Genomic DNA, 25,169 nt, shown 5'->3' on the forward strand with positions numbered 1-25,169 from the left:
CCCCGTGGACAACGTTCGGGGGGCTCTCGGCGACGCGCTGGCGGTCGTCATCAACGGCTTGCGGCTCGTGGTGCGCCATGCGCCCACGCTGCTGGTGATCTACCTGTTCGGCTCGACAGTCCGCAACGGCGTGCTGTGGGCTTCCGTCGAGGTCAGCGCGCACAACCCGACCGTGGCGGGCTTAATGCTGCCGCTGGCCCCCATGGCGACGCTGACGGCCATCATCTTGATGCTGCGAGTCGTGTCGACATCCCTCACGTCGGCGTCGTTCGGCGGCGAGGCGGGTCCTGAGCCGGCCACGACACCATGGCTCGGTCTCCTCGCGAGCACGCTGATCCCGTTCCTCACGGTGTATGCAGCCCAGGGATACCTCAAGGAGGACGTCCGGCTGTTCGTCAACGCGGCGTCGTACGACGAGATCTTCGGCAGCGCGGGAGCGTTCTACGGCGACTCCGCCGACACTGGCCGGGCGATCGTCGCCGACGGCGCGCTGATGGTCGGCATCGTGGCCGTGGCGCTCGTCCTTCGTTTCGCGATCGACAAGCTCGACCTTCCGTCGCGTCACACGACGTGGGGGTTGCTCGCCGCGTACGTCGAGGTGCTGTGGCTGTTCCTGATCGCGCGCCAGTTCACCAACTACCAGGACCGCGTCTGGACGTGGGTCACGGACCGGCGGTTCGTGGCGTGGATCGAGGACCGCTGGGCGACCCTGACGGACGCGGTAGGGCCGATCGGCGACCCGCTGCGATCGGTCGCGCACTGGCTGGGTGACGTCATCGGGGACGCCGATGGCATCGTGGTCATCCCGATCGCCTGGCTCACGGTCGGCGCCGTCGCGCTCGGCCGGCGCATCGACGTGCCTCGTCCGACGAGGCCGGCCTCTCCGCTCCTGCGGCCGGTKGCCCGCATCCCTGCCCCCGTGCGCCGGATCGGTGCCGAGGCCACCGCCGACCTGCGTGGGCGGTTTCGCGGCCTCGGTGACGGCCTGCGGCTCATCGTGATCGGGGGCCTGGTGCCGATGCTGCTGTTCTGCCTGGTGTTCATCGTCGCGAGCCAGTCCGGCGTTCTGGTGGGTGAGGCGTGGCGGCTCGTGGTCGGGCCACTCGACCGTGACACGGCCCTGGCCGTGTCGCCCTATCTCGACATCCTCGCCGACGCGGTCTACAGCCTGTTGCTGGTCGGTCTCCTCGGCGCCGCGATCGACCGGGTGGTCCGGCGACGCGACGAGCACCTCGCCGCCGAGGCGGCCACCTCAGCTGCGTGAGGCGGCTGCGTCGATCGGCAGCTCGGCATACGTCGGCGGGAACCACCACACCCGGACGGACTCCGGCTTGGCACCGGTCGGCGTGACGACGTAGGCCACTGACTCGTACGACCTGGGTCGTGGCGCCTCGCCCTCGGCCACCTTCGGAGCCTCCGTGCTGCCGATCGTTGGCTGCGGTCCGGGGGTCTCGTCCGGTACGCAGGTGTGGATCGGGGTCACTCCGAGCGACTCGAACTGACGGGATTCGGCATCGTAGCGTGTGCCCTTGGCGTCAACGATCGCGATCTTGCAGCCGTTCAGCACGACATCAGGATCGGCCTCGAACCTCAGGTCAACGCGCCAGACCATGGCACCCTCGGGCGCCGTCACGGGCTCAGGCTTCCCGAGATGGCCCTCGATCGCCGTGACCGGCTCCACCGACTCGAGGGAGATGTCTGCGGCGATGGGGTACTTCAGGTAGCCGTCGTCGTACTCGTCCTTGAAGTGGACGACCCCAGATGAGCCTGCCGCGGACTCGTCGTGCAGGCCTTTGCCCCACCAGTAGTCCTCGATGCGCGAGCTGCTCGCGAGCACGGCCGTGATCACGGCCACGGGGAGCAGGGCGAGCGCCTTGCGGTTGCTCCAGGAGGACCTCATGACATGCCTGCCACTGCCGGAGCCGGGATGTCGAGGGGTCCGCTGCGGTGCTTCCATGTCTTCGCCTCACGATCCGTGATGTCGAGGTCCACCACTGCCATGTCGTCGAACCGCGGATCGATGGCGGTGGGTGCAAGCGCGAGCCGCGCGCCGGCCAAGGTGGCCGGGTCTGCCTCGAGGATCGCCGTGCAGTGCGACGTGATGCCCACGGGTGGCCGAGGGCAGTTGATGGCACTCCGCGGACCGAACACACTGATGGCCGTGATCCTGGCATCGGAATCCCGCAGCTCACCGTAGGTGATGCTCGTCTCCGGGACAGCGGGGGTGAAGTCGAACGTGACCACGACAATGACGCCGGGTGAGACCAGTCGATCGCCCAGCTCAGGCTGAACCGAACGCGCACCGTCGACCTTGGTCACGGTGAGCTTTCCGGGTCGCATCGCGATCGACTCACCGATCGCGATGCGGTGCTCGAAGGGGCGTCCTGCCCGCTCGACAGACGGCAGGTGCTCGACCAGCACCTGCCCGAGCGAGAGCGCGGCAATGACCAGCGCACCTGTGCCGAGCTGAGCGCGGCGCGGGACCGGCCACCTCACGGCGCCGCCTTGGACAGTGCCACGGTGCCGACGGCGTCGATCGTCTCGTCGAACCAGTTCATCTGGTCGTCCAGCGAGCTCTGCCGCCAGGTGTGCGAGCGGGATGCCACCCTCAGCTCCGCTGGCAGCGGCGCGTCCTTGCCCTGCTCCCATACGTACGCGAGCTCGTATGTCAGCCCCGGAGTCAACGCCGACATCCTGGTGCCGTCGGCGAGCACGTAGACCGACGGCTTGGCCTTCTCACTCGGCACGATCTTGTCGCCACCCATGGCCGCGTACGTCCCGGCGAGGCCTTTCAACGCGACCGCCTCCTGGAGAATCGAGAGGTCAACGGATCGATCGACGTCGGTGCGGACCTTGACGATCACGATGAGGTAGCGGCCGCGCTCGGTCTTGCCGATGTCACCAAGGTCGCTCGTCCACCGTGCCCGCTCGACGGTCAACGTGAAGGGTGCGGCCTGGTGCGCGCGTCCGACCACCAGGGGCTCGGCGGCCTCGACCGGTGCGTCACGCAAACCACCGAAGAGACCTGAGACCAGCAGCACGGCGGCGCCTGCGATCAGGAGCATCTGACGGATGCTGCGCGCAGCCCACCAGGACGCCACATGGTGACGCCATCCCTCCCCCGACATGGTGATGATCGTAGGGCACGCGACTGCCTGTCCGTACGCGGATCCGACGATGACAGCGCTGGTGTCATAATGTGCGGCATGCCCGCGCCACTCATCCTGATCTCCGCCGCGATGGCGGTGCCGTCCGCGTTCTACCGGCCCCTCGTCGCCGAGTTCGAGCAACGCGGCTGGGAGGCCAAGGCGCTCTCGACTCGCGGCTTCGAGCGGGGTGAGCCGATCGCCTCGCGGTCTCACGACTGGAGCTACGCCGACGAGATCACGGCCATCGCCGACGAGGTCGCCAAGGCCCGCGCGGACCAGCCGGATCGCCCGGTGATCCTGCTGGGTCACAGCCTCGGCTCCCAGATCGGCGCCGGTCACGAGCTGCAGCATCCGGTCAGCGACGGTTTCGTGACGGTCGGGGCCTCGGTGCCGCACTTCCGGTCATACCCCCGCGGCGGGCTGCCGGTGCTGTTCATCGGGATGACCGTTCCGGTCGTCACGCGGGTGCGCGGCTACCTGCCCAAGCCGTTCTTCGGTGCGCCCGGCGCACGGACGTTGATGCGCGAGTGGGCGCGGTTCGTACGCACCGGCAAGCCACCGTTCGACGTACCTCACCGAATCACGACGCCGTCGCTCGTCGTGCAGCTGCAGGGCGACACGTACGCCGTCTCGAAGGCCAACAAGGCGTTCGTCGAGAAGTTCCTCGACCCCGAGCGCACCACGCGTTGGGTCTACACGAAGGACGCAGTCCCCGAGGGCGGCACGACCCACCACGTCATGTGGGTCAAGACCCCCGCCCCCGTCGTCGACCAGATCATCACCTGGTTCGCCACCCTGAGGTGACGGGGTCTCGATACACCGCCTCGTCCCTCGGCGGCACTCGACCAGCGGCCACTCGCTGATCGGAGTGAGCGCGAGGAACGAGCGCGGCCGGCTACTACTCCGCGAAGGCTTCGATCGGGGGGCAGGAGCAGGCCAGGTTGCGGTCGCCGTACGCCTGGTCGATCCGGCCGACGGGCGGCCAGTACTTGTCCTCGGTCGTGCCGGCCGGGAACGCGCCGACGCTGATCTCATACGCGTGCTTCCAGTCGAGCAGGTCGCGCATCGTGTGAGGCGCGTTCACGAGGGGGTTGTCCCCATCGGGGTACTCCCCCGCCGTCACGGCGTCGATCTCGGCACGGATCGCGAGCATCGCGTCGCAGAAGCGGTCGAGCTCGGCGAGGTCCTCGGACTCCGTGGGCTCGACCATCAGCGTGCCGGGCACCGGGAAGCTCATGGTCGGCGCGTGGAATCCGTAGTCGATGAGCCGCTTCGCGACATCGTCGATGCTGAGTCCTGACGCCTTCGTGAGCGGCCGGAGGTCGAGGATGCACTCGTGGGCCACCAGGTCGTTGTCACCCGTGTAGAGCACCGGAAACGCACCCTCGAGGCGCTTGGCGATGTAGTTGGCCGACAGCACCGCCACCGACGTCGCGTCGGTCAGCCCCTCGGCCCCCATCATCGCAATGTACGCGTACGGGATCGGCAGGATGCCGGCAGATCCGTAGGGGGCGGCGCTGATCGCTCCGATCCCCTCGCGCTTGCTCTCGATGGGGTGCAGCGGGTGGGTGGGGAGGAACGGGACGAGGTGCTCCGCCACCGCGACAGGGCCGACACCGGGCCCGCCGCCGCCGTGCGGGATGCAGAACGTCTTGTGCAGGTTGAGGTGCGAGACGTCGCCGCCGAACTTGCCGGGGGCGGCGTGACCGAGCAGCGCGTTGAGGTTGGCACCGTCGACGTAGACCTGGCCGCCGTGGCTGTGCACGATCTCGCAGAGCTCGGTGATGCCGTGCTCGTAGACGCCGTGCGTCGAGGGGTACGTCACCATGATCGCCGCGAGGTCCTCAGAATGCTCGTCGCACTGGGCTTGCAGGTCCACCAGGTCGATCTCGCCCTGATCGGTCGACTTCACGATGACGACGCGCATGCCGGCCATGACCGCCGACGCAGCGTTGGTGCCGTGGGCCGAGGCCGGGATCAGGCACACGTTGCGGTGGTGCTCGCCGCGGCTCAGGTGGTACGCCCGAATCGCCAGCAGGCCCGCGAACTCACCCTGCGAGCCGGCGTTGGGCTGGATCGACACGGCGGCGTATCCCGTGACCTCGGCGAGCCACGACTCGAGCGTCTCGACGAGCTCGATCATCCCGGCGGCGTCCTCCGCGGGCACGAACGGGTGCAGGTCGGCGAAGCCCGGCCAGCTGATCGGCTCCATCTCGGCCGTCGCGTTGAGCTTCATGGTGCACGAACCCAACGGGATCATGCCGCGGTCCAGCGCATAGTCGCGATCGCTCAGCTTGCGGAGGTAGCGCAGCATCTGCGTCTCGCTGTGGTGCTCGTGGAACACCGGGTGCGTCAGGATCTCGTCCGTACGCAGGAGCGACGGCGGCAGCGACTCCGGAGCCTCGGTGGCACCGTGAACGCCGAACGCGTTCCACACAGCGTCGATGTCGGCGCGGGTCGTCGTCTCGCTGGTCGTGATACCCACGTGGTCCGCGTCAACCAGTCGCAGGTGCACACCCGCTTCCCGGGCCTTGCCGACAATGCCGACGGCCGAGCCGGGGACCTCAGCGACGACAGTGTCGAAGAAACCGTTCTCGGCAACTGCCACGCCACCGTTCCGCAGTCCTGCGGCGAGCAGCCGGGCGGACTCGTTGACGCGGCTGGCGATCTTCCTCAGGCCGTCGGGCCCGTGGTAGACCGCGTACATCGACGCCGCAACCGCGAGCAGGACCTGCGCCGTGCAGATGTTGGACGTCGCCTTCTCGCGGCGGATGTGCTGCTCACGAGTCTGCAGGGCCAACCGGTACGCCGGACGGCCCGCGCTGTCGACGGACACGCCGACCAGACGGCCGGGCAGGTGCCGTTCCAGACCCTCACGCACGGCCATGAATCCCGCATGGGGTCCGCCGTAGAACATCGGGACTCCGAAGCGCTGGCTCGAGCCGACGACGACATCGGCGCCCAGCGAGCCCGGCGACGCAAGGAGCACGAGCGCCAGCGGGTCTGCGACCACGACCGCCAGTCCGCCCGACGCGTGTGCTGCGTCGATGGCCGGCTTGGGGTCGACGATCTGTCCGTCGGTGCGCGGGTAGGCGATGATCGTGCCGGCCGCCTCGATGTCAGGCACTCCAGCGGCGAGGTCGGCCTCGACGAGCTCGATCCCGAGCGCCTCTGCGCGGGTGTGCGTCACTGCGAGCGTCTGCGGGAGCAGGCCAGCGTCGACGATGATCGGCAGCGCGTCCTTGCCCTTGGTCGCGCGACGGATCAGCGTCATGGACTCGGCGACGGCGGTGCCCTCGTCGAGCAGCGACGAGTTTGCCGTCGTCAGCCCGGTCAGGTCGGCGATCACGGTCTGGAAGTTGATCAGCGCCTCGAGCCGGCCCTGCGAGATCTCCGGCTGGTAGGGCGTGTAGGCGGTGTACCAGGACGGGTCCTCCAGCACGTTGCGGCGGATCACCGCTGGCGTCACGGTCGGGTGATAGCCCAGCCCGATCATCGCGACGCCGGGGTTGTTGCGCTCGGCGAGGGCGCGCAGCGTTGCCAGGGCTTCTGGCTCGGTCTGGGCGGGCGGCAGGTTGAGGGCACCGGCACTGCGGATGCCTGAAGGAACTGCGGCGGCCATCAGGGCGTCGAGGGAGTCGTAGCCCACGCGTCGGACCATCGCGTCCTGGTCGGAGCTGCTGGGGCCGATGTGACGGTCGGCGAAATCATGTGACACGGGCGAACTCCAAGGGGTAGAGGCGTCGAAACTGCCCCTCCCCTTCTGTCACGCTCCCGTTGGGGCAGAGTGCTTCAGAATTGCCTCGGTCGCGTGGTCCTTGGTGCCTGAGAGGTTCCGGGGAGGAATTGCCCCTTCGGCGCCGCCTGGGCGAACTCTCCCACGCGCGGTCGACAGCACACTCAGTCTATCAAGGCAGAACGGCCGGACTCCCACATGGTGGAACTCCGGCGCGTTGGACCCCTCAGGACGACAGGCGGGCGCGACGACGTGCAGCGAGCTCGTCGTCGGCGAGGTTGATCTCGACGGCACGCTCGCTCGGGAGCTCGTGGAGCGAGCCCTCGATCTCCTTCCACACACCACCGATCGCGATGCCGAAAACACCTTGACCACCCTGCAGGAGATCGATGACCTCATCGGCGGAACGGCATTCGTAGACGCTGGCACCGTCGCTCATGAGCGTGACCTGGGTCAGGTCGTCGGTGCCGCGGACGCGCAGGTGGTCGATCGCGATGCGGATCTGCTGCAGCGAGACACCGGCGTCGAGCAGACGCTTGATGATCTTGAGCAGCAAGATGTCCTTGAACGAGTAGAGGCGCTGCGTGCCCGACCCGGTCGCGGAGCGTACGGTCGGCTCGACCAGCCCGGTGCGCGCCCAGTAGTCGAGCTGGCGATAGGTGATCCCGGCGGCGCTGCACGCCGTGGGACCGCGGAATCCCGCGTCCTCAGGGAGCGGGGAGACATCGTCGGTGAACAGCAGGCCCTGGTCGTTGGCCTCCGCCACGGCTTCCGTGGTGGCTGTGACGTCGTCGTCGCGTGACTCGATCATCCGAAATGCCTTCCAATGCTTGTATTGGGGAAGACTACCTCCACGAACTACATCCGTGTACGTTCGGTAGTTCTCTCAAGGTAAAGGTGAGACTTTGCCAAAGCAACGACCGAGCGCAAAACCGGGCGTGTCGCGAACCCTCAACCCTCAAGTAAGACTTGAGACTCACTCCTCCGGCGGAGGCTTCTCGAAGTCTTCAGGACTGATCTCGTCGAGGAACTCTCGGAACTTCTCGATCTCCTCATCCTCGTCCGTCGTCGCCATGATGCCGGCTTCGTCGAGCACGTCCTCGGCGCACAGGATCCGGGCGCCCGAGCGCAGTGCCAGCGCGATCGAGTCGGACGGACGTGCTTCGACCTCGGCGCCCGAGGCGAAGATCAGGGACGCGTAGAAGATGCCGTCGCGCACGTCGATGATCTGCACCTCGTTGAGCTCGTCACCGAGTGCGTCGATGATGCGTTGCATCAGCTCGTGCGTCAGCGGGCGGGCCGTCACGGTCCCCTGCTGGGCATACGCGATGGCCGAGGCCTCGACCGCGCCGATCCAGATCGGCAGGTAGCGCCCACCGTCGAGCTCCCTCAGGAGGACCAGCGGCTGATTGGTCGGCATCTCGACCCGCACTCCGACGACCTCCACCTCGCGCATCGGTCTAACCGCGCAATCGGCTTCTGACGAGGACGCTCTGCAGCCGCACGGAGAGCGCCGCCAGGGCCGACACGGCCTGCTCGCTGGCTTCCTTGTCGAGCTGGCGGGCCCTGGGCGTCACGACCTGCTCGAACAGCGCGACCTCCCGGTCCGCTGCCGTGCTGAAGATGCGCAGGTGCCGAGGCTCGATGCCGAGCTCGACGAACTCCCCCACCAGTGCGGCCACCTGGAGGGCTTCGCCGTCGTAGTACGTCTGGGTGGGCCGGCGCACGATCAGGCCGAACTCCTCGATCGCGGCGAGCGTGTCGGAGCCGATGCCGGCCGATTCGAGCAGCTCCTCGCGCGAGAGTCGCACGTGGCTCTTGGGCTCGGCGAACGTCTCAGCCGTCGGCAACCCGTCGGATGCCAGGCTCAGACGCGGCACCCGGGTCGTGCTGCCCACGTGGGTGTCCGGGACGACCCCGCGATCCATGTCGTCGAGCACCTGGCGGATGTGCCCGAGCGGCCAGAACTTGTCGCGCTGCTGGCGCAGGATGAACCGCAGCCGCTCGACGTCACCGAACGAGAATTTGCGATAGCCCGAGGACGTACGCTCCGGCTCCAGCAGCCCTTCGGACTCGAGGTAGCGGATCTTGGTGATCGTCAGGTCCGGGAACTCCGGCAGGAGCTCGTCGAGCACCTTGCCGATGCCGAGGCGGGAAAGCTCCGGCAGCGGCTCAGTCACGCTTGACCCTTCAGGGCTCCGGCGAAGTAGATCAGGCGATACTTGCCGATCTGCACCTCATCGCCGCCCGACAGCGTCACTTCGCTGTCGATGCGGTCACGGTTGACGTAGCTGCCGTTGAGGCTGCCGAGGTCGGCGATCGAGTAGCCCGCGCCACTGCGGGTGAACGTCGCGTGCCGACGCGAGACGCTGATGTCGTCGAGGAAGATGTCGCTGTCCGGATGCCGCCCCACGGTCACCACATCGCTGTCGAGCAGGAAGCGCGCGCCCGAGTCGGGTCCGCGCTGCACGAGCAGCATCGCGCTGCCGGCCGGAAGGTTCTCGACCGCCGAGACGTCGGACGCGGTCATCTCCTCGGTGTCGGCATCGAGCATCGGGATGTGCGTCGTGTCATCGCTCGGAGGCACCGGTCCGGCGGTTTCGTCGGGCTCGTGGTCCGGCGTTGACATCGGGTTCACTCCTGTAGGTCGCGGTCTTGAGTGCGGGTTGAGACTTCATCTCCAACTTAGCACCCCGGGTGTGCACGACACGCCGTGATCGGGCGGCCGTTCAGTCGGAGACGAGCGCCGAGTAGGCCTCTGCCTCGAGCAACGAGGCGGTGGGGTCCTCCTCGACCGTGCGCACCTTGATCAACCAGCCCTCGCCGTACGGGTCGGAGTTGATGACTTCAGGTCCGCCGTCGAGGGAATCGTTGCGGGACACGATCTCACCGGAGAGCGGGGAGAAGATGTCAGACACCGACTTGGTCGACTCGAGCTCGCCGATGACGGCTCCGGCCTCGACCCGGTCCCCCACGGCGGGCAGCTCGACGTAGACGATGTCGCCGAGCTGGTCCTGGGCGAAGTCGGTGATGCCGATCGTCGCGATGTCCTCGTCGAGGCGCACCCACTCGTGCTCTTCGCTGTAGTAGAGGTCCTCAGGGATCACCGCGTGCTCCTAGCCAGGTCAGGATGATGGACGAGCGTACTCAGGTGTCTTGACGTCGGCCAGCGCCGTGATCGTGACCTTGTCCTTCTGGTTCACGGTCGCCGTGCCGCCTCGCGTCGAGATGCCCTCGATGAGTCCGCCGGGAAAGCGTACCGCCCCCGCCAGCACCGAGGCGTCGCCTATCGCCTCGATCCGGTAAGGCCTTTTGATCTCGCGGCCGTCGACCCGGATCTCCTCGTCGTCGTCGAGGAAGTACGTCTGGGCGACGACGCGTGCGACACCGTTGATCACGATCGCCTCGGCACCGGCGTCCCGGAGCGTCTCGATGGCATCGAGGAGCGCCGATGCGTCGATGTTCTTGCTGGGATCGTCGATCACGACCTCGACACCGGGGCCGGTCGCGCCCGAGGTGCCGGCCAGGATCGCCAGCTGCTGCGCCCGCAGCTTGGCCTGCTTCTCGGCCTGCTCGGAGCGTTGCGTGCTGTTGAGCAGGCCGTCACGCGTGGCGGTCAGCTCGTCGATCTGCGTGCCGAGACGTTCGTTGGCGGCGTCGAGGGACTTGAGCAGCACGACCAGGTCGTCGCCGCGGACGTTGGAATAGTTTTCGGTGTCGTCACGACGCACCTGCACCACCATGGCGAACGCGAGACCGCCGATCAGGATGGCGACGATGACCTGCGAGAGCGTCGGTCGGCGGAAGGAACGTCGTGGCTCGTCAGGCATGGAAGATCCTCCGCCGGATCGCGGCGGCGTTGGCGAAGATGCGGATGCCGAGCACGACGACAACGCCGGTCGAGAGCTGCGAGCCCACGCCGAGCTGGTCGCCGAGGTAGACCATGAACGCGGCGATCAGGACGTTCGAGATGAACGACACCACGAAGACGCGATCGTTGAAGCGGCGCTCGCCGAGCGCACGCAGCGCTCCGATCACAGCGTCGAGGGCAGCGACGATCGCGATCGGAAGGTACGGCTGCAGATCGGTGGGCACGGTCGGCTTGAGGAGCAGTCCGGCCACGATGCCGATGGCAAGGCCTATGACCGGGATCATTCTTCCCCCTTGATGGCTGTCGCATGGCGGATCGTCATGCGCTTCTTCGGTACTGCGGGAACGGAGAGGTCAGACGATGGTGACATGCCGAACTGCACGGCAGCATCCTTTTGGCGTGACGCCCAGTAGTGCCCGGCCGGATTGTCCTCGAACCGCTGCATCAACGTGTCGCTCGCTCCGATGGCCACGACGGTGTAGGGCGGCGCGATGTCGGTGAAGTTGACGTTGATCGCACCGTTCGCATAGTGGATGCCGGTCGTGCTGCCGATGCGCTGTCCGTTGATCGCGACGGCCTCGGCGCCGGCATACCAGAGCCCGTTGACCAGGATCTGGAGGTCGTCGTCGCTGATGCTGCCGTCGGTGTTGCCGAGCGAGCTCGGGCTGGCCACGACGGTGATCCCCTGGCCGGTGGCCGGAATGTCCCCGGACTCGATGCGCAGGTTCTGGTAGTCGGGGTCGAAGCGGTCGGCAGAGGCCGACAGGTCGGCGACCTCCTGGCGCAGCCGCTCGGCGGTCGCCTCGCGAGTGGCCTGGAGCTCCTTGCGCGAAGCGACGTCGCTGATGAGCGTGTCACGCTCTCGCTGCGTCGCGGGTCGGTCGTTGCGGGTCTGCACCGCCGCCATCATGACGAGCAGCGCGAACGCCGCCAGGACGAGCCCCGTGAGCGGCGTGTTGAACTCCCGGGACTGGGCGTAGTCCCCGGCGCGTACGACGTAGTAGTCGTCGTCCAGCGCCGTGTCGGCGATCTGCTCGAGCAGGCCCTCGGCCCGCGTCGGCGCCTCCTGCTCGGTCATGTCAGCTCCGGACGACGGGCGCCGTCGTGGTCATGAGCCGGCGCACCTGGAAGGCATACAGGATGCCGCCCCACCAGTAGAGCGCCACGCCCCAGATCGTGAAGGCCCAGCCGAACACGTTGGCGAGGTCGGCGACCGTGCCGGTCGCGTCGCCCAGCAGCAGCAGCGGGAAGGCGTAGAGCAGGCTCGCGGTGGCCGCCTTGCCGAGGAAGTGGACCGGCAGTGAGCTGTAGCCGCGCGTGCGCAGGAAGGGCACGAGGCTGAACAGGAAGACGTCGCGCAGCGGCAGGATCACGGCGAGCCACCACGGGATGATGTCGCGATACCCGAGTCCGATCACGACGGCCAGGATGAAGAACCGGTCCGCCACGGGGTCGAGGATCGCGCCGATCTTGGAGGTCTGGTTGAGCCGGCGGGCCAGCTTGCCGTCGAGGTAGTCGGTGATGCCCGAGACCATCAGGACGGCCAGTGCCAGCTCGTCGTACTTGGGCCCGAGCACGAGCCACAGGAACACCGGGACGAGCAGCAGGCGTACGAAGCTCAACGCGTTGGGGATCGTGAGGATGCGCTCCTCCATCTCGATCCTCCTCATTGCGTCGTGGTTGTTTCCCCCGGAATGTCCACAGACAGACTAGGACATGCGTGCAGGTCATCTGCCCGCGGACACGGGCCTGGTGCCCACGGGTTGGGCACCGCCGTTGCGCGCGGGAACAGGACTGACAGACTGAAGGTTGAAACGCATACAACTACACACCGGGCACACGAGGTGCCCACGTCCCGAGGAGGATCGTGGCTGACTACACACTTCCGGATCTGCCGTACGACTACGGCGCACTGGATCCGCACATTTCGGGCAAGATCATGGAGCTTCATCACTCGAAGCACCATCAGAACTACGTCAACGGCCTGAACACCGCGCTCGAGAAGCTCGACGAGGCGCGCAGCACCGGGGCCCACGACACGATCAACCTGCTGGAGAAGAACCTCGCGTTCAACCTCGGCGGTCACATCAACCACTCGATCTTCTGGACCAACCTCTCCCCCGAGGGCGGCGACAAGCCCGACGGCGAGCTGGGTGCCGCGATCGACGACAACTTCGGCTCGTTCGACGCGTTCCGCGCGCAGTTCGAGGCGTCTGCGCTCGGCCTGCAGGGCTCCGGCTGGGCGATCCTGGCTTGGGACACGCTGGGCCAGCGGCTCATCAACGTGCAGCTGTTCGACCAGCAGAACAACATCCCGGCGACGCTGATCCCGATCATCCAGCTGGACATGTGGGAGCACGCGTTCTACCTCGACTACCTCAACGTCAAGGGCGACTACGTCAAGGCGTGGTGGAACATCGCCAACTGGGCCGACGCCCAGCGGCGCTTCAGCGCGGCAACCTCCGGCGGCCAGATCATCTTCTGACCGGCCACAGCCGACGGCGGGATCCCTGGAAGTTTCTAGGGGTCCCGCCGTTTGCCATGTTCGGCGAGGTCGCGCAGGCGGGCGTTGTAAGCCTCGAGCTGCTCGTCGCCCGTACGACTCTCGGAGCGGTCGAACCGCTTCGCCTCGCGGGCGTCCGACCGGAACCACTGCACGAGGATCGCGCCCATGACGAGAACCAGCGGGATCTCCCCCATCGCCCAGGCCATGCCGCCGCCGAGGTACTGGTCCGCGAGCAGATCCGTGCGGTAGGGCCGGTGGAGCTCTCGCCAGTAGTCGCCGGCGAACACCTCGTTGGAGGACATGACGGCGACCGCGAAGAACGCGTGGAACGGCAGGGTGACCAGCAGCATCCCGAACCGGACGAGCGGGGCGATCGCGCGCGGGGCGGGGTCGATACCGATCAGCACGTAGTAGAACAGGGTGCCGACCGCGAGGAAGTGCAGTTCCATGATCGAGTGGCCCCAATGGTTGCCCATGAGGGTCTCGAACGCACCGCTGAAGTAGAGGCCGTAGAGGCTGCCGACGAACAGCACCGGTCCGATCAGCGGGTGCGTGAAGAATCGCGAGAATCGCGAGTGCAGGAAGGCCAGCAACATGGTGCGCGGCGACACCTCGCCGGCCTGCCTCGGACCCGGCAACGTGCGCAGCGCCAGCGTCATGGGGGCGCCGAGCACCAGGAAGATCGGCGCGACCATCGACAGAAGCATGTGCGACGCCATGTGGGCGCTGAACAGCACGTGTGAGTAGACACCCAGGCCGCCGAACGTGGCCCACGCGATGATCACCATGCCGAGCAGCCACGAGATCGTACGCCCGACCGGCCACGCGTCGCCGCGCCGGCGCATCGCCCAGACTCCGCGCAGGTAGAGCGCCGTGCCGAGGCCGACGATCGCCAGCCCGATGCCGTTGCCGGACCAGCCCCACAAGAGGCGCAGGACGGTCGGCGCGGCCGGCATCGGCCCGCCCAGCAGCTCCTCGACCGGGGTGTTGAGGACATGCTCGCCGACCGGGGTGGGGGTGCGCGAGAGGGCGACCGCAAGGCCGACCGTCGCACTCATGATGAAGAGCTCGGTGAGTGCCAGGCGCAGGAATCCCGACCCCTGGCGGGCGATGCGACGGCGTTGCAGATGGCCGAGCACGCCGAGGCCGGCCAATGCGACGACCTTGAGCACGACGAGCCGACCGTACGCCGAGCCGAACAGCTCGCCGAACGAGCCGAGCCGGACCGAGGCGTTGATCGAGCCGGAGGTGCCGATGATGACGAACGCCCACAACGCGAGCGTCGAGAAGCGGGCGATGGCGGCTTCGAGGCGCTTGCTGCCACGCAGTGCGACCCAACCCAGGGCAGCGAGTCCGCCGACCCACAGCGTCACACCGACGAGGTGCAGGAGCAGGCTGGTCGTGGCCAGGTCGTGCGACCCCGACGAGGCGGTGTGGCCGGTCAGCGCGATCGGCGCCATCGCGGCCAGGGCGACACCGAGGATCGCCGCCAGCGGCTTGGTGCCGAGTGTCCATCGGGCGGCAATGGCCACCAGCCCGGCGGCGAGGGCCTGCAGCAGGATCGCGCGTCCCTCGGAGGTGTCGACATAGCCCGTGATGAAGGCCGAGGACAACCCGTTGAGCGGCTTGGCGAACGTGTCGGCGACCTTGACGAAGAAGTAGAACACGCTGGCGGCCGACCACACGACGGCCCAACGCGCGGCGATGCGTACGGCCTGGACCGAGAGGCCCTCGACCCCCTGCTGGGTCGACGGCAGCAGGAACACTGCAGCGGCGAGGAAACCGATGACGAAGACGGCCGCCGCATCCGTCAAGAGCTTGGTGAACGGCACCGCCCAGCCGACGAACTCGCCCGGGCTCGGAATGTTGGGCACCACGGGCTGCGGCGCTCCTCCCCCGGCCTCGAGGYACAGGACGAGGACCACGACGGCGAGGAGGAACGCCAGGAGCACGTCACGGGTGCTTCTTGTCATCTCGCCTCCTCAGTGGGGCCAGCAGCAGCGCGATCGCGACGGCAGCCGCGAGGATCCCCCAGAACAGGTGGGCGCGGTGTCGATGGATGAAGGTCTTCTCCTCGGGCGCCGCCACCTGCTCGACGGCGCGGCCGGTCGTCGTCGTGTAGTGGATCGTGCCCTCCACGGGGTGGCCGTCTGCGGACACCACGCGGTAGGACGCCGTGTAGCGACCCTTCTGGTCGACCTCGGGCAGCGTGGTCGTGACCTTGTTGTCGATCGCCCGCACCTCGCCGACGTCAACCGTGCTCCCGTCGGGCGCGGTCACCGCGATGTAGGCCGGGTTGCCGATGTTCTCGCTGAACGTGAAGGTGATCGCCGACGGCGCAGCGGCGAGCGCGGCGCCGTCCTCGGGGTCGGACCCGACGAGCGACGCATGCGCCGACGCCGGGCCCGACCCCACGAACAGCAGGGCGAGGCTCAGGAGAGCCACACGGAGGACGACGTTATGCACGACGTCGATTCTCCCGCAGCACCACAACCAGCGCGACGGCCGCCACCGCGAGCGCGGCACCGCCGAGCCACCGAGCCGTGTTGTCGTGGTCGTACGTCATCGCCAGCTCGCTGGAGTACGCACTGCCGTCGCCTGACGCCTCGTCGACGGGTTGCTTGAGGGCCAGCGTCGGCGCCGGGTGCTCGGGCTCGGTGTCGCCCTTCTGCACCTGGTCCCAGGCCACGACCTTGCCGTCGCTGTACGTCTGCTCGGCGCTGAAGGCGATCTTGTCGGTGTCGGGGAACGGCCCGCCGGAGATGGCGAACTCGTCGAACTCTGACGGCGGGATGCCGTCGCCGGTCGACGTCCACGTGATGGTGCGTACGGCCTTGGTGAGGTCGAAGTCACCGACCTTGGTCGGCTTGTCGAGCTTGGCTTCCTTGATGGTGACCTTCCAGCCGGGCTTGCTCTGGGCGCTGACGAAGGCGAACGGCGTGTCCTGAGGCAGCGTCACTGCCAGCTTGGTCGTCGAGGCGGTCTCGGACTCGGTCGGCACCCGGAACACTGCCTTGCCGAATTCGCCTGGTGCGGCGTCCGTCGAGGAGACGGAGACGTGGGCGAAGGCCGGGCCGGCAATGCCCACCAGGGCAACCGAGAAGAGCGCAGCGGACAGCCGCGCGGTGATGCGATTCATGGAACGTACTTTCTGTGTGGGGAGATGCGGAGCGGGGTCAGAACCCGCTCGGCGGTCCCCTCTCGGCGCGCGAGTGCGCCAGGCGTACGTCTTGGAGAGATCGCGGGGCGATGACCGCAGGCAGCGGCCGCCATGACGGGACCGGAGCGACCTCGACCCCATGGGGATCGACACGCAGGCCGAGTCGCTCGGCAAGCTGCCACACGAATGCCTCGCCGCGGGCGAGCATCAGCGCGCTGGCGGCCGTTGCAGCGGCGTGGGCGGCCAGCATCGACGCAGACATCGACATCTCCCCCGTCGAGCAGCCGAGGTGGACGCAGACCTGGCAGAGGATCAGCAGACCGAGCAGCTGGCCGGGGGTGACCCGGCGGGCCGAGAGCAACCATGCGATGGCTGCTGCGCCTGCGAAGGTGGTGAGGACGGCTACGGGACCGATCGTGCCGCCGGCGCCCGTGTGGCCGACCGCCGCGGCGGCGACGCAGGCGAGCGCGGCGGCTGTCGAGCGTACGAGCCGGACGGGACGTGCGGCCGGCCGCAGCGCGACATCGAACGCAGTTCCGGGCACGACCTCAGGCTATCGAGCGGGTTCGCGAAGGCGTGCACCGGCGGGGACATGACGACGCGATCACTGTCCGGAATGCCGGTGTTCGAGGTGAGCCTCACACGTATGTACCGTGGGTCACATGGCAGCAACCCCACACGACACCGCGTCCTTCATCACCCTCGACGAGCAGTGGGGTGCGCACAACTATCACCCCCTTCCGGTCGTGATCGCCGAGGCCGAGGGCGCTTGGGTCACGGACGTCGATGGCAACCGTTATCTCGACTTCCTGTCGGGCTACTCGGCGCTCAACTTCGGTCACCGTCATCCCGCTCTGCTCGACGCGGCGCGCAGCCAGCTCGACCGCCTCACGCTGACCTCCCGTGCGTTCCACAACGACCAGTTCGGTGCGTTCTGCCGTGACCTCGCCGCACTGACGGGCACCGAGATGGTGCTGACGATGAACACAGGTGCCGAAGCCGTCGAGTCGGCGATCAAGGTCGCCCGCAAGTGGGCGTACGAGGTCAAGGGTGTCGAGTTCGACCGCGCCGAGATCATCGTCGCCGCCGGCAACTTCCACGGGCGCACGACGACGATCGTGTCGTTCTCCGACGACCCGGTCGCGCACGACAACTACGGCCCGTTCACGCCCGGTTTCATCACGGTCCCCTACGGCGACCTCGAGGCCGTTCGCGCGGCGATCACCCCCAACACCGCTGCCGTGCTGATGGAGCCCATCCAGGGCGAGGCCGGCGTCATCGTGCCGCCCGAGGGATTCTTCGCGGGCGTGCGTGCACTGTGCGACGAGAACGAGGTCCTGCTCGTCGCCGACGAGATCCAGTCGGGCCTGGCCCGCACCGGCAAGCTGTTCGCGCTCGACCATGACGATGTCCGAGCCGACCTCTACACGCTCGGCAAGGCGCTCGGCGGCGGCATCATCCCGGTCTCCGCGGTCGTGGGTCGCGCGGATGTGCTCGGCGTGCTCAAGCCCGGCCAGCACGGGTCGACGTTCGGCGGCTATCCCGTCGCCTGCGCCGTCGGTCGTGCCGTGGTCAACCTGCTCGGCACCGGCGAGTTCCAGGAGCGCTCGCGGGATCTCGGTGAGCACCTGCACGGCCGGCTCAACGAGCTGGTCGGCAAGGGTCTCGTCACCGTACGTGGGCGCGGCCTGTGGGCCGGCATCGACATCGACCCGGCGGCCAAGACCGGCCGCGAGGTCTCGATGGCCCTGCGGGATCGCGGCGTGCTCTGCAAGGAGACCCACGAACGTACGCTCCGCATCGCTCCCCCGCTGGTCATCACCCGCGAGGAGATCGACAACGCCGTCGACGCACTGGCGGACGCGCTGCACGCCTGACCGTCAGCTGAAGAAGGTCGCCCCGCCGGGCGGCGCCGGCGACCGCTCGGCGTCTGCGTCAGTGAACGGCGTCTTGCCGGCGAACTTCTCGACGACGTCGCGATAGGGCAGCACGCGATAGGGCAACGGCGAGCTCGCGGCGCGCCTGGCCAGCGCCTCCCACGGCAACGGTGACTGCGAGGCGGAGACGAGGACGTTGCCGAACCGGCGGCCCTTGAGCGTTGCGGGCTCGGCGCTGATCATGACCTGGTCGAAGCTGTCGCGCACCCCGCGGACCACCCGGCGCACGTACGGGAACGGCGCCCGGTCGGCGAGGTTGAGCAGCACGACGCCATGATCGACGACGACTCTGGCCAGATCGGCGAAGAACTCGGCGGTTGACAGCTCCGCGGGGATCCGGGCGCCGTCGTACGCGTCGAGGATCACGACATCGGCGAAGTCCGGACGGAGAGCGGCGATCCCCGCGCGCCCGTCGATCGCCCGCACCTTGATGCCGCTGTGCCGGGGCAGCGGGAGCTGCTCGCGGACGAGCGCGGTGACCCGCTCGTCGGGCTCGAGCACGATCTGCGCGGACGTTGGCCGCGACACCGAGACATACCGAGGGATCGTCATGGCCGCTCCCCCGATGTGCACGAACCGTAGAGGCTTGCCGGCGCTGCCCAGCGCGTCGATGACGTCCGCGATGCGCTGCATGTAGTCGAACTCGAGCCGGCTCGGGTCGTCGAGGTCGACGTGCGACTGGTCCGTCCCGTCGATCCGGAGCGTATGACCCGACGGGCGATCCCGGTCCTGGACGATCTCGATCAAGCGTCCCGGGTCGCCGTCGGCCGTCATTCGTGCAGGCCGGCGGCGGCCAGGTCGTCACCGATCTGCCGCCGGATCTCGTCGGACGCCTCGAGGGCGATGATCGACGACTCGAGCGTCCACAGCGGCGTCTGCGTCTCCCCCGCTGCGATACGCCGGGCGGCCTCCACCGCCTGGAAGTGGAGCCCGGACGCTTGGTCGCCGCGTGGCTCGTCGTATGTCAGCGTGCGTTCGGCGTAGCGAAGGGTCAACGGGCCGGGGCTGTGGTGGGTCGGCTCGACGGTCAGCACGCCCTTGGTGCCGACGATCGTGACCTGGTTGGCCAGAAAGCCGTGCAACGTCGTCGCGACGACCGACAACGTGCCGCCGGCATGGGTCATCGTGGCGCCGAGCTGCCCGTTGACCCCGTGCGGATCCTTCTGGCCAAGGGCGGCAATCGACTCGTGCGGGCCGAGCAGCGAGGTGACAAAGGCGAGCGGGTAGATACCAAGGTCCAGCAAGGGCCCCCCGGCCAGGACGGGGTCGAACACCCGGTGACCCTCAGGGAACGACTCGCCGTACTCGGAGTGGACCGACGTGACCTCACCGAGGCCCCCGAGCTCCACCACCTGGCGGACCACGTCCCACTTGGGCAGGAACATCGTCCAGAGCGCCTCAGCGCAGTAGAGCCCGGCTGGCTCCGCCGCCGTGGCGATCTCGCGGGCCTGGTACGCACTGAGCCCGATCGGCTTCTCGACCAGCACATGCTTGCCCGACTCGAGGCTCAGCAAGGCGTGCTCGAGGTGGGCTGGATGCGGGGTCGCCACGTAGACGATGTCGACCTCCGGCAGCCCCGCGAGCTCGGCATAGCTCCCGACCGCAGTCGGGATCGCGTAGCGCGTCGCGAAGTCCTGCGCGCGTGAGATCTCCCGTGATCCCACGGCGACGACCTCTTGGCGGGTGTGGGCCTGCAACGACTCGACGAACTTCCCGGCGATCCAGCCCGGCCCCATGACGCCCCATCGCAGCGGCGGCGCGTCCATCGGGTCTGGCGTACGCGGGGTCGGCAGCACGGCAAGGTCCATGACGAGGACTCTAGGCGAGCGTCGCGTGGACGAGCGGCACGACCTCACGGCCGTACAGCTCGATGCTGCGCATGAGCTTGTCGTGCGGCAGCGTGCCGTTGCTGAACTTGAGGTCGAAGCGGTCGATGCCGAGGATCTTGGTGTTGCGCACGATCTTGTCGGCGACGGTCTGCGGCGACCCGACGTACAACGCGCCCTCGGGACCCGCCGACGCCTCGAACTCCTCGCGGCTCGCCGGCGGCCAGCCACGCTCACGGCCGATCCGCGTGCGCTGCACCTCGTAGTGGGGCCAGAGCTCGTCGCGCGCCTGCTCGTCCGTGTCGGCGACGTGTCCGGGCGAGTGGACGCCGATCGGAAGCTGCGGCTTGCCGAGCTGCTCGAGCGCCTGCCGGTAGAGGTCGGCGTACGGGGCGAACTGCGCCGGCGGGCCGCCGATGATCGCGAGCATCAGCGGGATGCCGTAGCGGGCGGCTCGGATGACCGACTCCGGGCTCCCGCCGACTCCGATCCAGGTCTTGAGGCTCCCCGCGGCGGTCTTGGGGAAGACTTCCTGGCCGTCGAGCGGCGGCCGCAGGTTGCCCGACCAGACGATCGGGCCCTCCTCGCGCAACGCCGCGAACAGGTCGAGCTTCTCGCTGAACAGCTCCTCGTACTGGCCGAGGTCAAAACCGAACAACGGGAACGACTCGGTGAACGAGCCGCGGCCGAGGATGACCTCCGCACGGCCGTTCGACAGCGCATCGAGCGTCGCGAAGCGCTCGTAGACGCGGATCGGGTCGTCGGAGCTCAGCACCGTGACAGCCGTGCCGAGGTGAATGTTGGTCGTACGCGCGGCGATGGCAGCGAGCACCACTTCGGGAGCGGTGACGGCGAAGTCCTCGCGATGATGCTCACCCACACCGAAGAACGCGAGACCCAGTTCATCAGCCAGCACCGCCTGGTCGACGATGTTGCGAATGACCTCGTCGTACGGCAGAGGCACGCCCTCGTCGCCGAACGTCACGTCACCGAACGTGTCGAGGCCGAGCTCGAGCTGTGCCATGTCATCTCCCGGGTTGAGGTACGCCGGTTCAACACCGACTCCGGCCACGCTGTTCCCGCGGGTCAGCCGACCTTCGCACGGAGCGTCGTACCGGGCAGCTGGACCTCAATGAGCATGCCCTTGCCGAGCTGGCGGCCCCGACGCGTCTCGACCTCGCCGTCGACCCGGACGTCGCCACCCTGGATGAGCTCGCCCGCCGCGGCGCCGGACTCCGCGAAGTTGGCGAACTTGAGGAACTGTCCCAGGCGGATCATGTCGCCGGTGATCGGGACGATGTCGATGTCGTCTGAGGTCATGCGCCCAGCCTGCCACGGCGCCCGTCCGGCCGCGTGCGAGGATCGATCACATGGAGCAAACGGTCCGCGCCCGAGCCGTGATCTTCGACATGGACGGCACGCTGGTCGATTCAAACGCGGTCGTGGAAGCAATATGGACGCATTTCGCGGAACGCTTCGGCCTGGTCACTGCCGATGTCCTCGGCTTCTCGCACGGGCGGCAGACGATCGACACCGTACGCCGTTTCGCCCCGGCTGGGGTCGATCATGAAGCGCTCGTGATGGAGCTCGCGAACACCGAGATCGAGACACCGGACGGCATCCTCGAGGTCCCGGGCGCCGCGGCCTTCGTCGCGTCGATCCCCTCCGAGCTCACGGCGCTCGTGACCTCGGCTCCGCTCCTGCTCGCCAAGACCCGGATGGCCGAAGCGGGTGTCCCACTGCCACCCGTCGTCGTACCAGCGGAGGACGTGGCCAACGGCAAGCCTGATCCCGAGGGCTATCTGCGTGCGGCCTCACTGCTGGGACGTGACCCCGCGGAGACGGTGGTGTTCGAGGACGCTCCGGCCGGCATCGAGTCCGCACGGAAATCTGGGGCGCAGGTCGTCGTCGTGGGCGCATACGACGGTCCGGCTGCCGACGGGCTCCATCGCATTCCCGACTTCACCGCGACCCGCGCTGCCGTGGACGCCGGTGAGGTCGTCATCACCCTGGACACGGCGTGACCGGACCCACGACAGCCCGCGCCGACGTCTGGATCTCCTCCGTACGCCTCTACAAGACGCGATCGCTCGCGTCGACGGAGTGCAAGGCCGGGCACGTGCGCATCAACGGCGCCAAGGCCAAGCCCGCCCAGCCGGTCAAGATCGGCGACCGCATCGAGGCCCTGACCGAGGGCGGCATGCGGATCGTCGTCGTCACGAAGATCATCGTCAAGCGAGTCGGGGCGGCCGTCGCCGTCGAGTGCTACGAGGACCACACTCCCCCGCCGCCGCCCAAGGAGGAGGTCGCGATCATGCCGCGGCGCGACCGTGGAGCCGGACGGCCCACCAAGCGCGAACGCCGAGCGCTCGACCGGCTGCGTCGGCGCTAGACGAGCAGGAGCGGCAACAGCGCCTGGCTGCTGAGCGGTGCCAGGTCGATGTTGCCCGGCGCCGCCGGATCGACCCAGATGCTCTCGGCGATCTCCGCGGCAACAACAGGGGTCGCGGCATCGATTGTCAGGCGGAACACCTCGGCGAGCACCCGGTGACCGGGCTCGTTGGCGGCGTCCTCCTCGAACGTGCCGAGCCACGTGAACTCATCAGCTGCCAGGTCGAGCCCCAGCTCCTCGAACAGCTCTCGCCGGAGGCAGTCCAGCGGCGACTCACCGGGCTCGATCTTGCCGCCGGGCTGCATGAACACCGTCGTGTCGTGCTTGCGGACCATCAGCGCGCGTCCAGCGGCATCGACCGTCAACGCCGCCGCGACGTGGATCACCGGTGGCGTCACGGCTGCGGCACCTCGTCATTCGCGCGACCCCACTTGTCGGTCCATGACGGCGGGGCATCGAGCATCTCCAACAGCGTGTCGAGGTCGTCGGCGAACGACACGATCCCGGACTGCTCCTCACGCACGAACCCGGAGCCGACCATGCCAGCGAGGAGATCACGCATCGGCGACCAGAACCCGGCCACGTCGAGGAATCCCGAGGGCTTCGTGTGGATCGTCAGCTGCGCCCACGTCCACTGCTCGGCGATCTCCTCGAGCGTCCCGGCGCCGCCCGGCAGCGCGATGAACGCGTCCGAGAGCTCGGCCATCAACGCCTTGCGCTCGTGCATCGACTCGACGACGTGCAGCTCGGTCAGGTCGTGGTGCGCGAGCTCACGGTCGTCCAGCTGCCGTGGGATGACCCCGATGACGCGTCCGCCGGCCTCCAGCGCGGCATCCGCGACGGTGCCCATCAGCCCCACGTGCCCGCCGCCGTACACAACCGTGATGTCGCGCTCGGCGAGAGTACGCCCGGTGTGCCGGGCCGCCTCGGCGTATGCGGGATCGTTGCCGAAGCTGGATCCGCAGAAGATTGCGATCGATGCCAATGCCATGGCGTCATCCTCTCGCGCTGAGGCGTCGACCTCGCCACCGACCCGCGGACCGCTTGTGCCGTCCGCGGTCCGGGGTTTCAATCGAAGAGGGGCTGATCGTCGGAGGTACGACATGAGCGAACGCGACGAGTTCCTCGGCTGGGTCGAGACCCGTCTCCACGACGCCGAGCTGGCGCTGCACAACGGTGATGCGGCTCAGCGAGCGGCCATCTGGTCGACCCGTGAGCCGGTGACAGTCCTCGGCGCCTGGAAGTCCGCCGTGGGCCAGAAGGATGTCAGGGATCTTTTCCGCTTCCTCGAGACGACTTTCGCCGACTGCACGTCATACACCCACGAGGTTGTCGCGGCGGACGTGCAGGGCGACATGGCGTACACCGTGGGCTACGAGCACACGACGGCGTCGGTCAATGGCGCGCCTCGGACGTACACGCTGCGAGCGACGCAGATCTATCGCCGCGAGGACGGCGAGTGGAAGGTGGTGCACCGGCACGCCGACACCGTGGCTGAGGAGGACTGAGCGCTACTCCTCGCGTTTCCACTTGCCGCGGCCGAACAGCCGGCCGAATCGGTCGGACAGGGAGCTGCCGGTGTCGTCCCTCGCATCCGCACGGAAGACCGGCGCGCTCTCCTCGGGCTCCGGCAGCTGCGCCGCCCCGTCCGCTGACAGCGTCGTGCGTACGTACGCCGTCGTGATGGTGCCGACGTGATCGGCGTCCACGAACCGTGTGCCGCCGGATGTCTCGACGACGATGCCGTCGAACACGCTGACCTCCTCGACCACCAGGACCGCGACGACCGTGCCGAACTGCTCGCCGTCGCTGGACTGCACGGGCGTGCCGGGCTCAAGGGCGGTGTACGCGATGGGAGTGGGCTCGTCAGTCATGCAGTCACTCTAGGCCTGAGCTCGTGGTCAGTCCCTCGAATGGGCCAGGCCTCAGCCGGGCTTCCCGCCCTCCGTGTGCTGCACAGAAGCGTCCGGGCCGGGGAACATCAGGCCCTCTTGGCCGGAGTCCGACCACCGGACAACGTACGGGGGGCTGCCGTCCTCGTGCCGCACTTCGAGGATCTCCGCTTCCCGATCCCTCTCACCGACGTGGTGACCGTGGATGACGAGGCGATCTCCTGCCTTGGCGAACATGGCACTCAGCTCCTTCGGTCAGGACGCGTCGATCTGGGACCCCGGTCAGGCGATCAGGCAGTGCGCTCCTCGACCTCGACCTCGGGTTCGGCGGCGCGAAGCTTCGCGATCACGCGATTGATCTCCGCCAACGTGTCGGCCTCATCGTGACCGAAGGCGAGGCTGTAGGCACGCAGCGCGTGACGGGCCATCTCCAGCTCGGCATCGGTGAGATGGATCGTGTTCATGACTCCATTGTAGGTCGTTTCGGCGCTTTCGAACCGACCCAGATTTTGCCGGGACAGCCCCGAAACCAAGACACCCGGATCTGCTTTCGCAGGTCCGGGTGTCTTCGATCTCGTGAGATCACAACGTCGGGCTGACAGGATTTGAACCTGCGACCCCCTGACCCCCAGTCAGGTGCGCTACCAAGCTGCGCTACAGCCCGTTGTACCGAAGAGGAACTTTACCGCAGCGTGCTGCG

The 25,169-nt window shown here is 68.1% G+C and carries 33 protein-coding genes, 1 tRNA gene and 1 riboswitch; of the genes, 7 read left to right on the top strand and 27 right to left on the bottom strand.

Annotation, left to right across the window (positions count from 1 at the left end):
- Positions 1–4 precede the first annotated feature (4 nt).
- Positions 5–1,264: a hypothetical protein gene (locus AC1DVU_RS13705; RefSeq protein ID WP_476923010.1), complete on the top strand. Its 1,260-nt coding sequence runs from the start codon at positions 5–7 to the stop codon at positions 1,262–1,264.
- Here AC1DVU_RS13705 and AC1DVU_RS13710 read toward each other — a convergent pair.
- Genes AC1DVU_RS13710 through AC1DVU_RS13720 form a run of 3 tightly spaced genes read right to left on the bottom strand, consistent with a single transcriptional unit; the run spans position 1,253 to position 3,128 of the window.
- A complete protein-coding gene (locus AC1DVU_RS13710) occupies positions 1,253–1,900 on the bottom strand; it encodes a hypothetical protein (RefSeq protein WP_476923011.1) in 648 nt (215 codons plus the stop codon). The two genes, AC1DVU_RS13705 and AC1DVU_RS13710, sit on opposite strands and share 12 nt — an antisense overlap.
- Positions 1,897–2,496: a hypothetical protein gene (locus AC1DVU_RS13715; protein WP_476923012.1), complete on the bottom strand. Its 600-nt coding sequence runs from the start codon at positions 2,494–2,496 to the stop codon at positions 1,897–1,899. Before AC1DVU_RS13715 ends, AC1DVU_RS13710 begins: the two co-directional genes overlap by 4 nt.
- Positions 2,493–3,128, bottom strand: a complete 636-nt coding sequence (locus tag AC1DVU_RS13720; protein ID WP_476923013.1) for a hypothetical protein — start codon at positions 3,126–3,128, stop codon at positions 2,493–2,495. The genes AC1DVU_RS13715 and AC1DVU_RS13720 overlap by 4 nt, the downstream gene beginning before the upstream one ends.
- 78 nt (positions 3,129–3,206) lie before the next feature.
- On the opposite strand from AC1DVU_RS13720, the gene AC1DVU_RS13725 reads away from it, so the two are divergent.
- Complete coding sequence (locus tag AC1DVU_RS13725; protein ID WP_476923014.1) at positions 3,207–3,953, top strand: alpha/beta fold hydrolase; 747 nt, start codon at positions 3,207–3,209, stop codon at positions 3,951–3,953.
- A gap of 94 nt (positions 3,954–4,047) precedes the next feature.
- Here the strand turns inward: AC1DVU_RS13725 and gcvP are convergent, their stop codons facing one another.
- From gcvP to clsA, 10 genes are all read right to left on the bottom strand, one after another.
- Positions 4,048–6,867 (bottom strand): aminomethyl-transferring glycine dehydrogenase, encoded by a 2,820-nt coding sequence (gcvP, locus tag AC1DVU_RS13730; RefSeq protein WP_476923015.1) that lies wholly within the window; start codon positions 6,865–6,867, stop codon positions 4,048–4,050.
- Between the two features lie 84 nt (positions 6,868–6,951).
- A riboswitch (glycine riboswitch) is annotated at positions 6,952–7,040 on the bottom strand.
- 71 nt (positions 7,041–7,111) lie between these two features.
- Positions 7,112–7,696: a MerR family transcriptional regulator gene (locus tag AC1DVU_RS13735; protein WP_476923016.1), complete on the bottom strand. Its 585-nt coding sequence runs from the start codon at positions 7,694–7,696 to the stop codon at positions 7,112–7,114.
- A 165-nt stretch (positions 7,697–7,861) separates the two neighbouring features.
- Positions 7,862–8,341 carry a bifunctional nuclease family protein gene (locus AC1DVU_RS13740; RefSeq protein WP_476923017.1) on the bottom strand — a complete coding sequence of 160 codons (480 nt, stop codon included), beginning with the start codon at positions 8,339–8,341 and terminating at the stop codon, positions 7,862–7,864.
- Positions 8,342–8,345: 4 nt separating this feature from the next.
- Positions 8,346–9,065 carry a transcriptional regulator FtsR gene (gene ftsR / locus AC1DVU_RS13745; RefSeq protein ID WP_476923018.1) on the bottom strand — a complete coding sequence of 240 codons (720 nt, stop codon included), beginning with the start codon at positions 9,063–9,065 and terminating at the stop codon, positions 8,346–8,348.
- On the bottom strand, positions 9,062–9,514 hold the full coding sequence (locus AC1DVU_RS13750; RefSeq protein ID WP_476923019.1) for an FHA domain-containing protein: 453 nt from the start codon (positions 9,512–9,514) through the stop codon (positions 9,062–9,064). The genes ftsR and AC1DVU_RS13750 overlap by 4 nt, the downstream gene beginning before the upstream one ends.
- A gap of 100 nt (positions 9,515–9,614) precedes the next feature.
- Positions 9,615–9,992: a glycine cleavage system protein GcvH gene (gene gcvH, locus AC1DVU_RS13755; protein WP_476923020.1), complete on the bottom strand. Its 378-nt coding sequence runs from the start codon at positions 9,990–9,992 to the stop codon at positions 9,615–9,617.
- A gap of 18 nt (positions 9,993–10,010) precedes the next feature.
- A complete protein-coding gene (locus AC1DVU_RS13760) occupies positions 10,011–10,715 on the bottom strand; it encodes a DUF881 domain-containing protein (protein ID WP_476923021.1) in 705 nt (234 codons plus the stop codon).
- Positions 10,708–11,040, bottom strand: a complete 333-nt coding sequence (locus AC1DVU_RS13765; RefSeq protein WP_476923022.1) for a small basic family protein — start codon at positions 11,038–11,040, stop codon at positions 10,708–10,710. Before AC1DVU_RS13765 ends, AC1DVU_RS13760 begins: the two co-directional genes overlap by 8 nt.
- A complete protein-coding gene (locus AC1DVU_RS13770) occupies positions 11,037–11,834 on the bottom strand; it encodes a DUF881 domain-containing protein (RefSeq protein WP_476923023.1) in 798 nt (265 codons plus the stop codon). The genes AC1DVU_RS13765 and AC1DVU_RS13770 overlap by 4 nt, the downstream gene beginning before the upstream one ends.
- Before the next feature lies 1 nt (position 11,835).
- Positions 11,836–12,411: a cardiolipin synthase ClsA gene (clsA, locus tag AC1DVU_RS13775; protein ID WP_476923024.1), complete on the bottom strand. Its 576-nt coding sequence runs from the start codon at positions 12,409–12,411 to the stop codon at positions 11,836–11,838.
- Positions 12,412–12,623: 212 nt separating this feature from the next.
- Between clsA and AC1DVU_RS13780 the strand changes: the two genes are divergently transcribed.
- Positions 12,624–13,241: a superoxide dismutase gene (locus tag AC1DVU_RS13780; protein WP_476923025.1), complete on the top strand. Its 618-nt coding sequence runs from the start codon at positions 12,624–12,626 to the stop codon at positions 13,239–13,241.
- Positions 13,242–13,276: 35 nt separating this feature from the next.
- Here AC1DVU_RS13780 and AC1DVU_RS13785 read toward each other — a convergent pair whose 3' ends face one another.
- From AC1DVU_RS13785 to AC1DVU_RS13800, 4 genes are read right to left on the bottom strand one after another with little or no spacing between them, the layout of a single operon-like run.
- Positions 13,277–15,235, bottom strand: coding sequence for a bifunctional copper resistance protein CopD/cytochrome c oxidase assembly protein (locus AC1DVU_RS13785; protein ID WP_476923026.1), 1,959 nt, complete (start codon positions 15,233–15,235; stop codon positions 13,277–13,279).
- Positions 15,216–15,728 (bottom strand): copper resistance CopC family protein, encoded by a 513-nt coding sequence (locus AC1DVU_RS13790; RefSeq protein ID WP_476923027.1) that lies wholly within the window; start codon positions 15,726–15,728, stop codon positions 15,216–15,218. Before AC1DVU_RS13790 ends, AC1DVU_RS13785 begins: the two co-directional genes overlap by 20 nt.
- Positions 15,721–16,401 (bottom strand): YcnI family copper-binding membrane protein, encoded by a 681-nt coding sequence (locus tag AC1DVU_RS13795; protein WP_476923028.1) that lies wholly within the window; start codon positions 16,399–16,401, stop codon positions 15,721–15,723. Before AC1DVU_RS13795 ends, AC1DVU_RS13790 begins: the two co-directional genes overlap by 8 nt.
- 37 nt (positions 16,402–16,438) lie before the next feature.
- Positions 16,439–16,966, bottom strand: coding sequence for a hypothetical protein (locus AC1DVU_RS13800; RefSeq protein WP_476923029.1), 528 nt, complete (start codon positions 16,964–16,966; stop codon positions 16,439–16,441).
- Between the two features lie 118 nt (positions 16,967–17,084).
- On the opposite strand from AC1DVU_RS13800, the gene rocD reads away from it, so the two are divergent.
- Positions 17,085–18,299, top strand: a complete 1,215-nt coding sequence (gene rocD, locus AC1DVU_RS13805) for an ornithine--oxo-acid transaminase (RefSeq protein WP_476923030.1) — start codon at positions 17,085–17,087, stop codon at positions 18,297–18,299.
- A gap of 3 nt (positions 18,300–18,302) precedes the next feature.
- Here the strand turns inward: rocD and AC1DVU_RS13810 are convergent, their stop codons facing one another.
- The 4 genes from AC1DVU_RS13810 to AC1DVU_RS13825 all read right to left on the bottom strand — a co-directional run bounded on the left by AC1DVU_RS13810 (position 18,303) and on the right by AC1DVU_RS13825 (position 21,505).
- Positions 18,303–19,106, bottom strand: coding sequence for a spermidine synthase (locus tag AC1DVU_RS13810; RefSeq protein WP_476923378.1), 804 nt, complete (start codon positions 19,104–19,106; stop codon positions 18,303–18,305).
- Between the two features lie 23 nt (positions 19,107–19,129).
- Complete coding sequence (locus tag AC1DVU_RS13815) at positions 19,130–20,167, bottom strand: Gfo/Idh/MocA family protein (RefSeq protein WP_476923031.1); 1,038 nt, start codon at positions 20,165–20,167, stop codon at positions 19,130–19,132.
- A 10-nt stretch (positions 20,168–20,177) separates the two neighbouring features.
- Positions 20,178–21,209 carry an LLM class flavin-dependent oxidoreductase gene (locus AC1DVU_RS13820; protein WP_476923032.1) on the bottom strand — a complete coding sequence of 344 codons (1,032 nt, stop codon included), beginning with the start codon at positions 21,207–21,209 and terminating at the stop codon, positions 20,178–20,180.
- A gap of 62 nt (positions 21,210–21,271) precedes the next feature.
- A complete protein-coding gene (locus tag AC1DVU_RS13825) occupies positions 21,272–21,505 on the bottom strand; it encodes an RNA-binding S4 domain-containing protein (protein ID WP_476923033.1) in 234 nt (77 codons plus the stop codon).
- 50 nt (positions 21,506–21,555) lie between these two features.
- On the opposite strand from AC1DVU_RS13825, the gene AC1DVU_RS13830 reads away from it, so the two are divergent.
- The gene (locus AC1DVU_RS13830) at positions 21,556–22,209 is read left to right on the top strand and encodes an HAD-IA family hydrolase (protein WP_476923034.1); all 654 of its coding nucleotides are present in this window, start codon (positions 21,556–21,558) and stop codon (positions 22,207–22,209) included.
- On the top strand, positions 22,206–22,577 hold the full coding sequence (locus AC1DVU_RS13835) for an RNA-binding S4 domain-containing protein (RefSeq protein WP_476923035.1): 372 nt from the start codon (positions 22,206–22,208) through the stop codon (positions 22,575–22,577). Before AC1DVU_RS13830 ends, AC1DVU_RS13835 begins: the two co-directional genes overlap by 4 nt.
- On the opposite strand, the gene AC1DVU_RS13840 is transcribed toward AC1DVU_RS13835, so the two are convergent.
- Positions 22,574–22,975: an NUDIX hydrolase gene (locus tag AC1DVU_RS13840; RefSeq protein WP_476923036.1), complete on the bottom strand. Its 402-nt coding sequence runs from the start codon at positions 22,973–22,975 to the stop codon at positions 22,574–22,576. The genes AC1DVU_RS13835 and AC1DVU_RS13840 overlap by 4 nt on opposite strands.
- Positions 22,972–23,568 (bottom strand): LOG family protein, encoded by a 597-nt coding sequence (locus AC1DVU_RS13845; RefSeq protein ID WP_476923037.1) that lies wholly within the window; start codon positions 23,566–23,568, stop codon positions 22,972–22,974. Before AC1DVU_RS13845 ends, AC1DVU_RS13840 begins: the two co-directional genes overlap by 4 nt.
- Before the next feature lie 112 nt (positions 23,569–23,680).
- Between AC1DVU_RS13845 and AC1DVU_RS13850 the strand changes: the two genes are divergently transcribed.
- On the top strand, positions 23,681–24,085 hold the full coding sequence (locus AC1DVU_RS13850; RefSeq protein ID WP_476923038.1) for a YybH family protein: 405 nt from the start codon (positions 23,681–23,683) through the stop codon (positions 24,083–24,085).
- Between the two features lie 3 nt (positions 24,086–24,088).
- Here AC1DVU_RS13850 and AC1DVU_RS13855 read toward each other — a convergent pair whose 3' ends face one another.
- The 4 genes from AC1DVU_RS13855 to AC1DVU_RS13870 form a co-directional block, all read right to left on the bottom strand.
- On the bottom strand, positions 24,089–24,451 hold the full coding sequence (locus AC1DVU_RS13855) for a hypothetical protein (protein WP_476923039.1): 363 nt from the start codon (positions 24,449–24,451) through the stop codon (positions 24,089–24,091).
- Between the two features lie 51 nt (positions 24,452–24,502).
- Positions 24,503–24,706 carry a DUF1918 domain-containing protein gene (locus AC1DVU_RS13860; protein ID WP_476923040.1) on the bottom strand — a complete coding sequence of 68 codons (204 nt, stop codon included), beginning with the start codon at positions 24,704–24,706 and terminating at the stop codon, positions 24,503–24,505.
- A 53-nt stretch (positions 24,707–24,759) separates the two neighbouring features.
- Entirely contained in the window at positions 24,760–24,933 is a 174-nt protein-coding gene (locus AC1DVU_RS13865; RefSeq protein WP_476923041.1) for a hypothetical protein, read from the bottom strand.
- A 126-nt stretch (positions 24,934–25,059) separates the two neighbouring features.
- A tRNA-Pro gene (locus AC1DVU_RS13870) sits at positions 25,060–25,133 on the bottom strand.
- Positions 25,134–25,169: the final 36 nt, after the last annotated feature.

This window comes from Aeromicrobium sp. P2_G6 (assembly GCF_056403535.1).

Coding starts and splice junctions, on each gene's coding strand:
- AC1DVU_RS13865 (WP_476923041.1), bottom strand. CDS start 24,933: ATGAACACGATCCATCTCACCGATGCCGAGCTGGAGATGGCCCGTCAC.
- AC1DVU_RS13860 (WP_476923040.1), bottom strand. CDS start 24,706: ATGTTCGCCAAGGCAGGAGATCGCCTCGTCATCCACGGTCACCACGTC.
- AC1DVU_RS13760 (WP_476923021.1), bottom strand. CDS start 10,715: ATGCCTGACGAGCCACGACGTTCCTTCCGCCGACCGACGCTCTCGCAG.
- AC1DVU_RS13845 (WP_476923037.1), bottom strand. CDS start 23,568: ATGGCATTGGCATCGATCGCAATCTTCTGCGGATCCAGCTTCGGCAAC.
- AC1DVU_RS13830 (WP_476923034.1), top strand. CDS start 21,556: ATGGAGCAAACGGTCCGCGCCCGAGCCGTGATCTTCGACATGGACGGC.
- AC1DVU_RS13825 (WP_476923033.1), bottom strand. CDS start 21,505: ATGACCTCAGACGACATCGACATCGTCCCGATCACCGGCGACATGATC.
- AC1DVU_RS13815 (WP_476923031.1), bottom strand. CDS start 20,167: ATGGACCTTGCCGTGCTGCCGACCCCGCGTACGCCAGACCCGATGGAC.
- AC1DVU_RS13765 (WP_476923022.1), bottom strand. CDS start 11,040: ATGATCCCGGTCATAGGCCTTGCCATCGGCATCGTGGCCGGACTGCTC.
- AC1DVU_RS13750 (WP_476923019.1), bottom strand. CDS start 9,514: ATGTCAACGCCGGACCACGAGCCCGACGAAACCGCCGGACCGGTGCCT.
- AC1DVU_RS13710 (WP_476923011.1), bottom strand. CDS start 1,900: ATGAGGTCCTCCTGGAGCAACCGCAAGGCGCTCGCCCTGCTCCCCGTG.
- AC1DVU_RS13850 (WP_476923038.1), top strand. CDS start 23,681: ATGAGCGAACGCGACGAGTTCCTCGGCTGGGTCGAGACCCGTCTCCAC.
- AC1DVU_RS13735 (WP_476923016.1), bottom strand. CDS start 7,696: ATGATCGAGTCACGCGACGACGACGTCACAGCCACCACGGAAGCCGTG.
- rocD (WP_476923030.1), top strand. CDS start 17,085: ATGGCAGCAACCCCACACGACACCGCGTCCTTCATCACCCTCGACGAG.
- AC1DVU_RS13795 (WP_476923028.1), bottom strand. CDS start 16,401: ATGAATCGCATCACCGCGCGGCTGTCCGCTGCGCTCTTCTCGGTTGCC.
- AC1DVU_RS13770 (WP_476923023.1), bottom strand. CDS start 11,834: ATGACCGAGCAGGAGGCGCCGACGCGGGCCGAGGGCCTGCTCGAGCAG.
- AC1DVU_RS13820 (WP_476923032.1), bottom strand. CDS start 21,209: ATGGCACAGCTCGAGCTCGGCCTCGACACGTTCGGTGACGTGACGTTC.
- AC1DVU_RS13720 (WP_476923013.1), bottom strand. CDS start 3,128: ATGTCGGGGGAGGGATGGCGTCACCATGTGGCGTCCTGGTGGGCTGCG.
- AC1DVU_RS13740 (WP_476923017.1), bottom strand. CDS start 8,341: ATGCGCGAGGTGGAGGTCGTCGGAGTGCGGGTCGAGATGCCGACCAAT.
- AC1DVU_RS13725 (WP_476923014.1), top strand. CDS start 3,207: ATGCCCGCGCCACTCATCCTGATCTCCGCCGCGATGGCGGTGCCGTCC.
- AC1DVU_RS13855 (WP_476923039.1), bottom strand. CDS start 24,451: ATGACTGACGAGCCCACTCCCATCGCGTACACCGCCCTTGAGCCCGGC.
- clsA (WP_476923024.1), bottom strand. CDS start 12,411: ATGGAGGAGCGCATCCTCACGATCCCCAACGCGTTGAGCTTCGTACGC.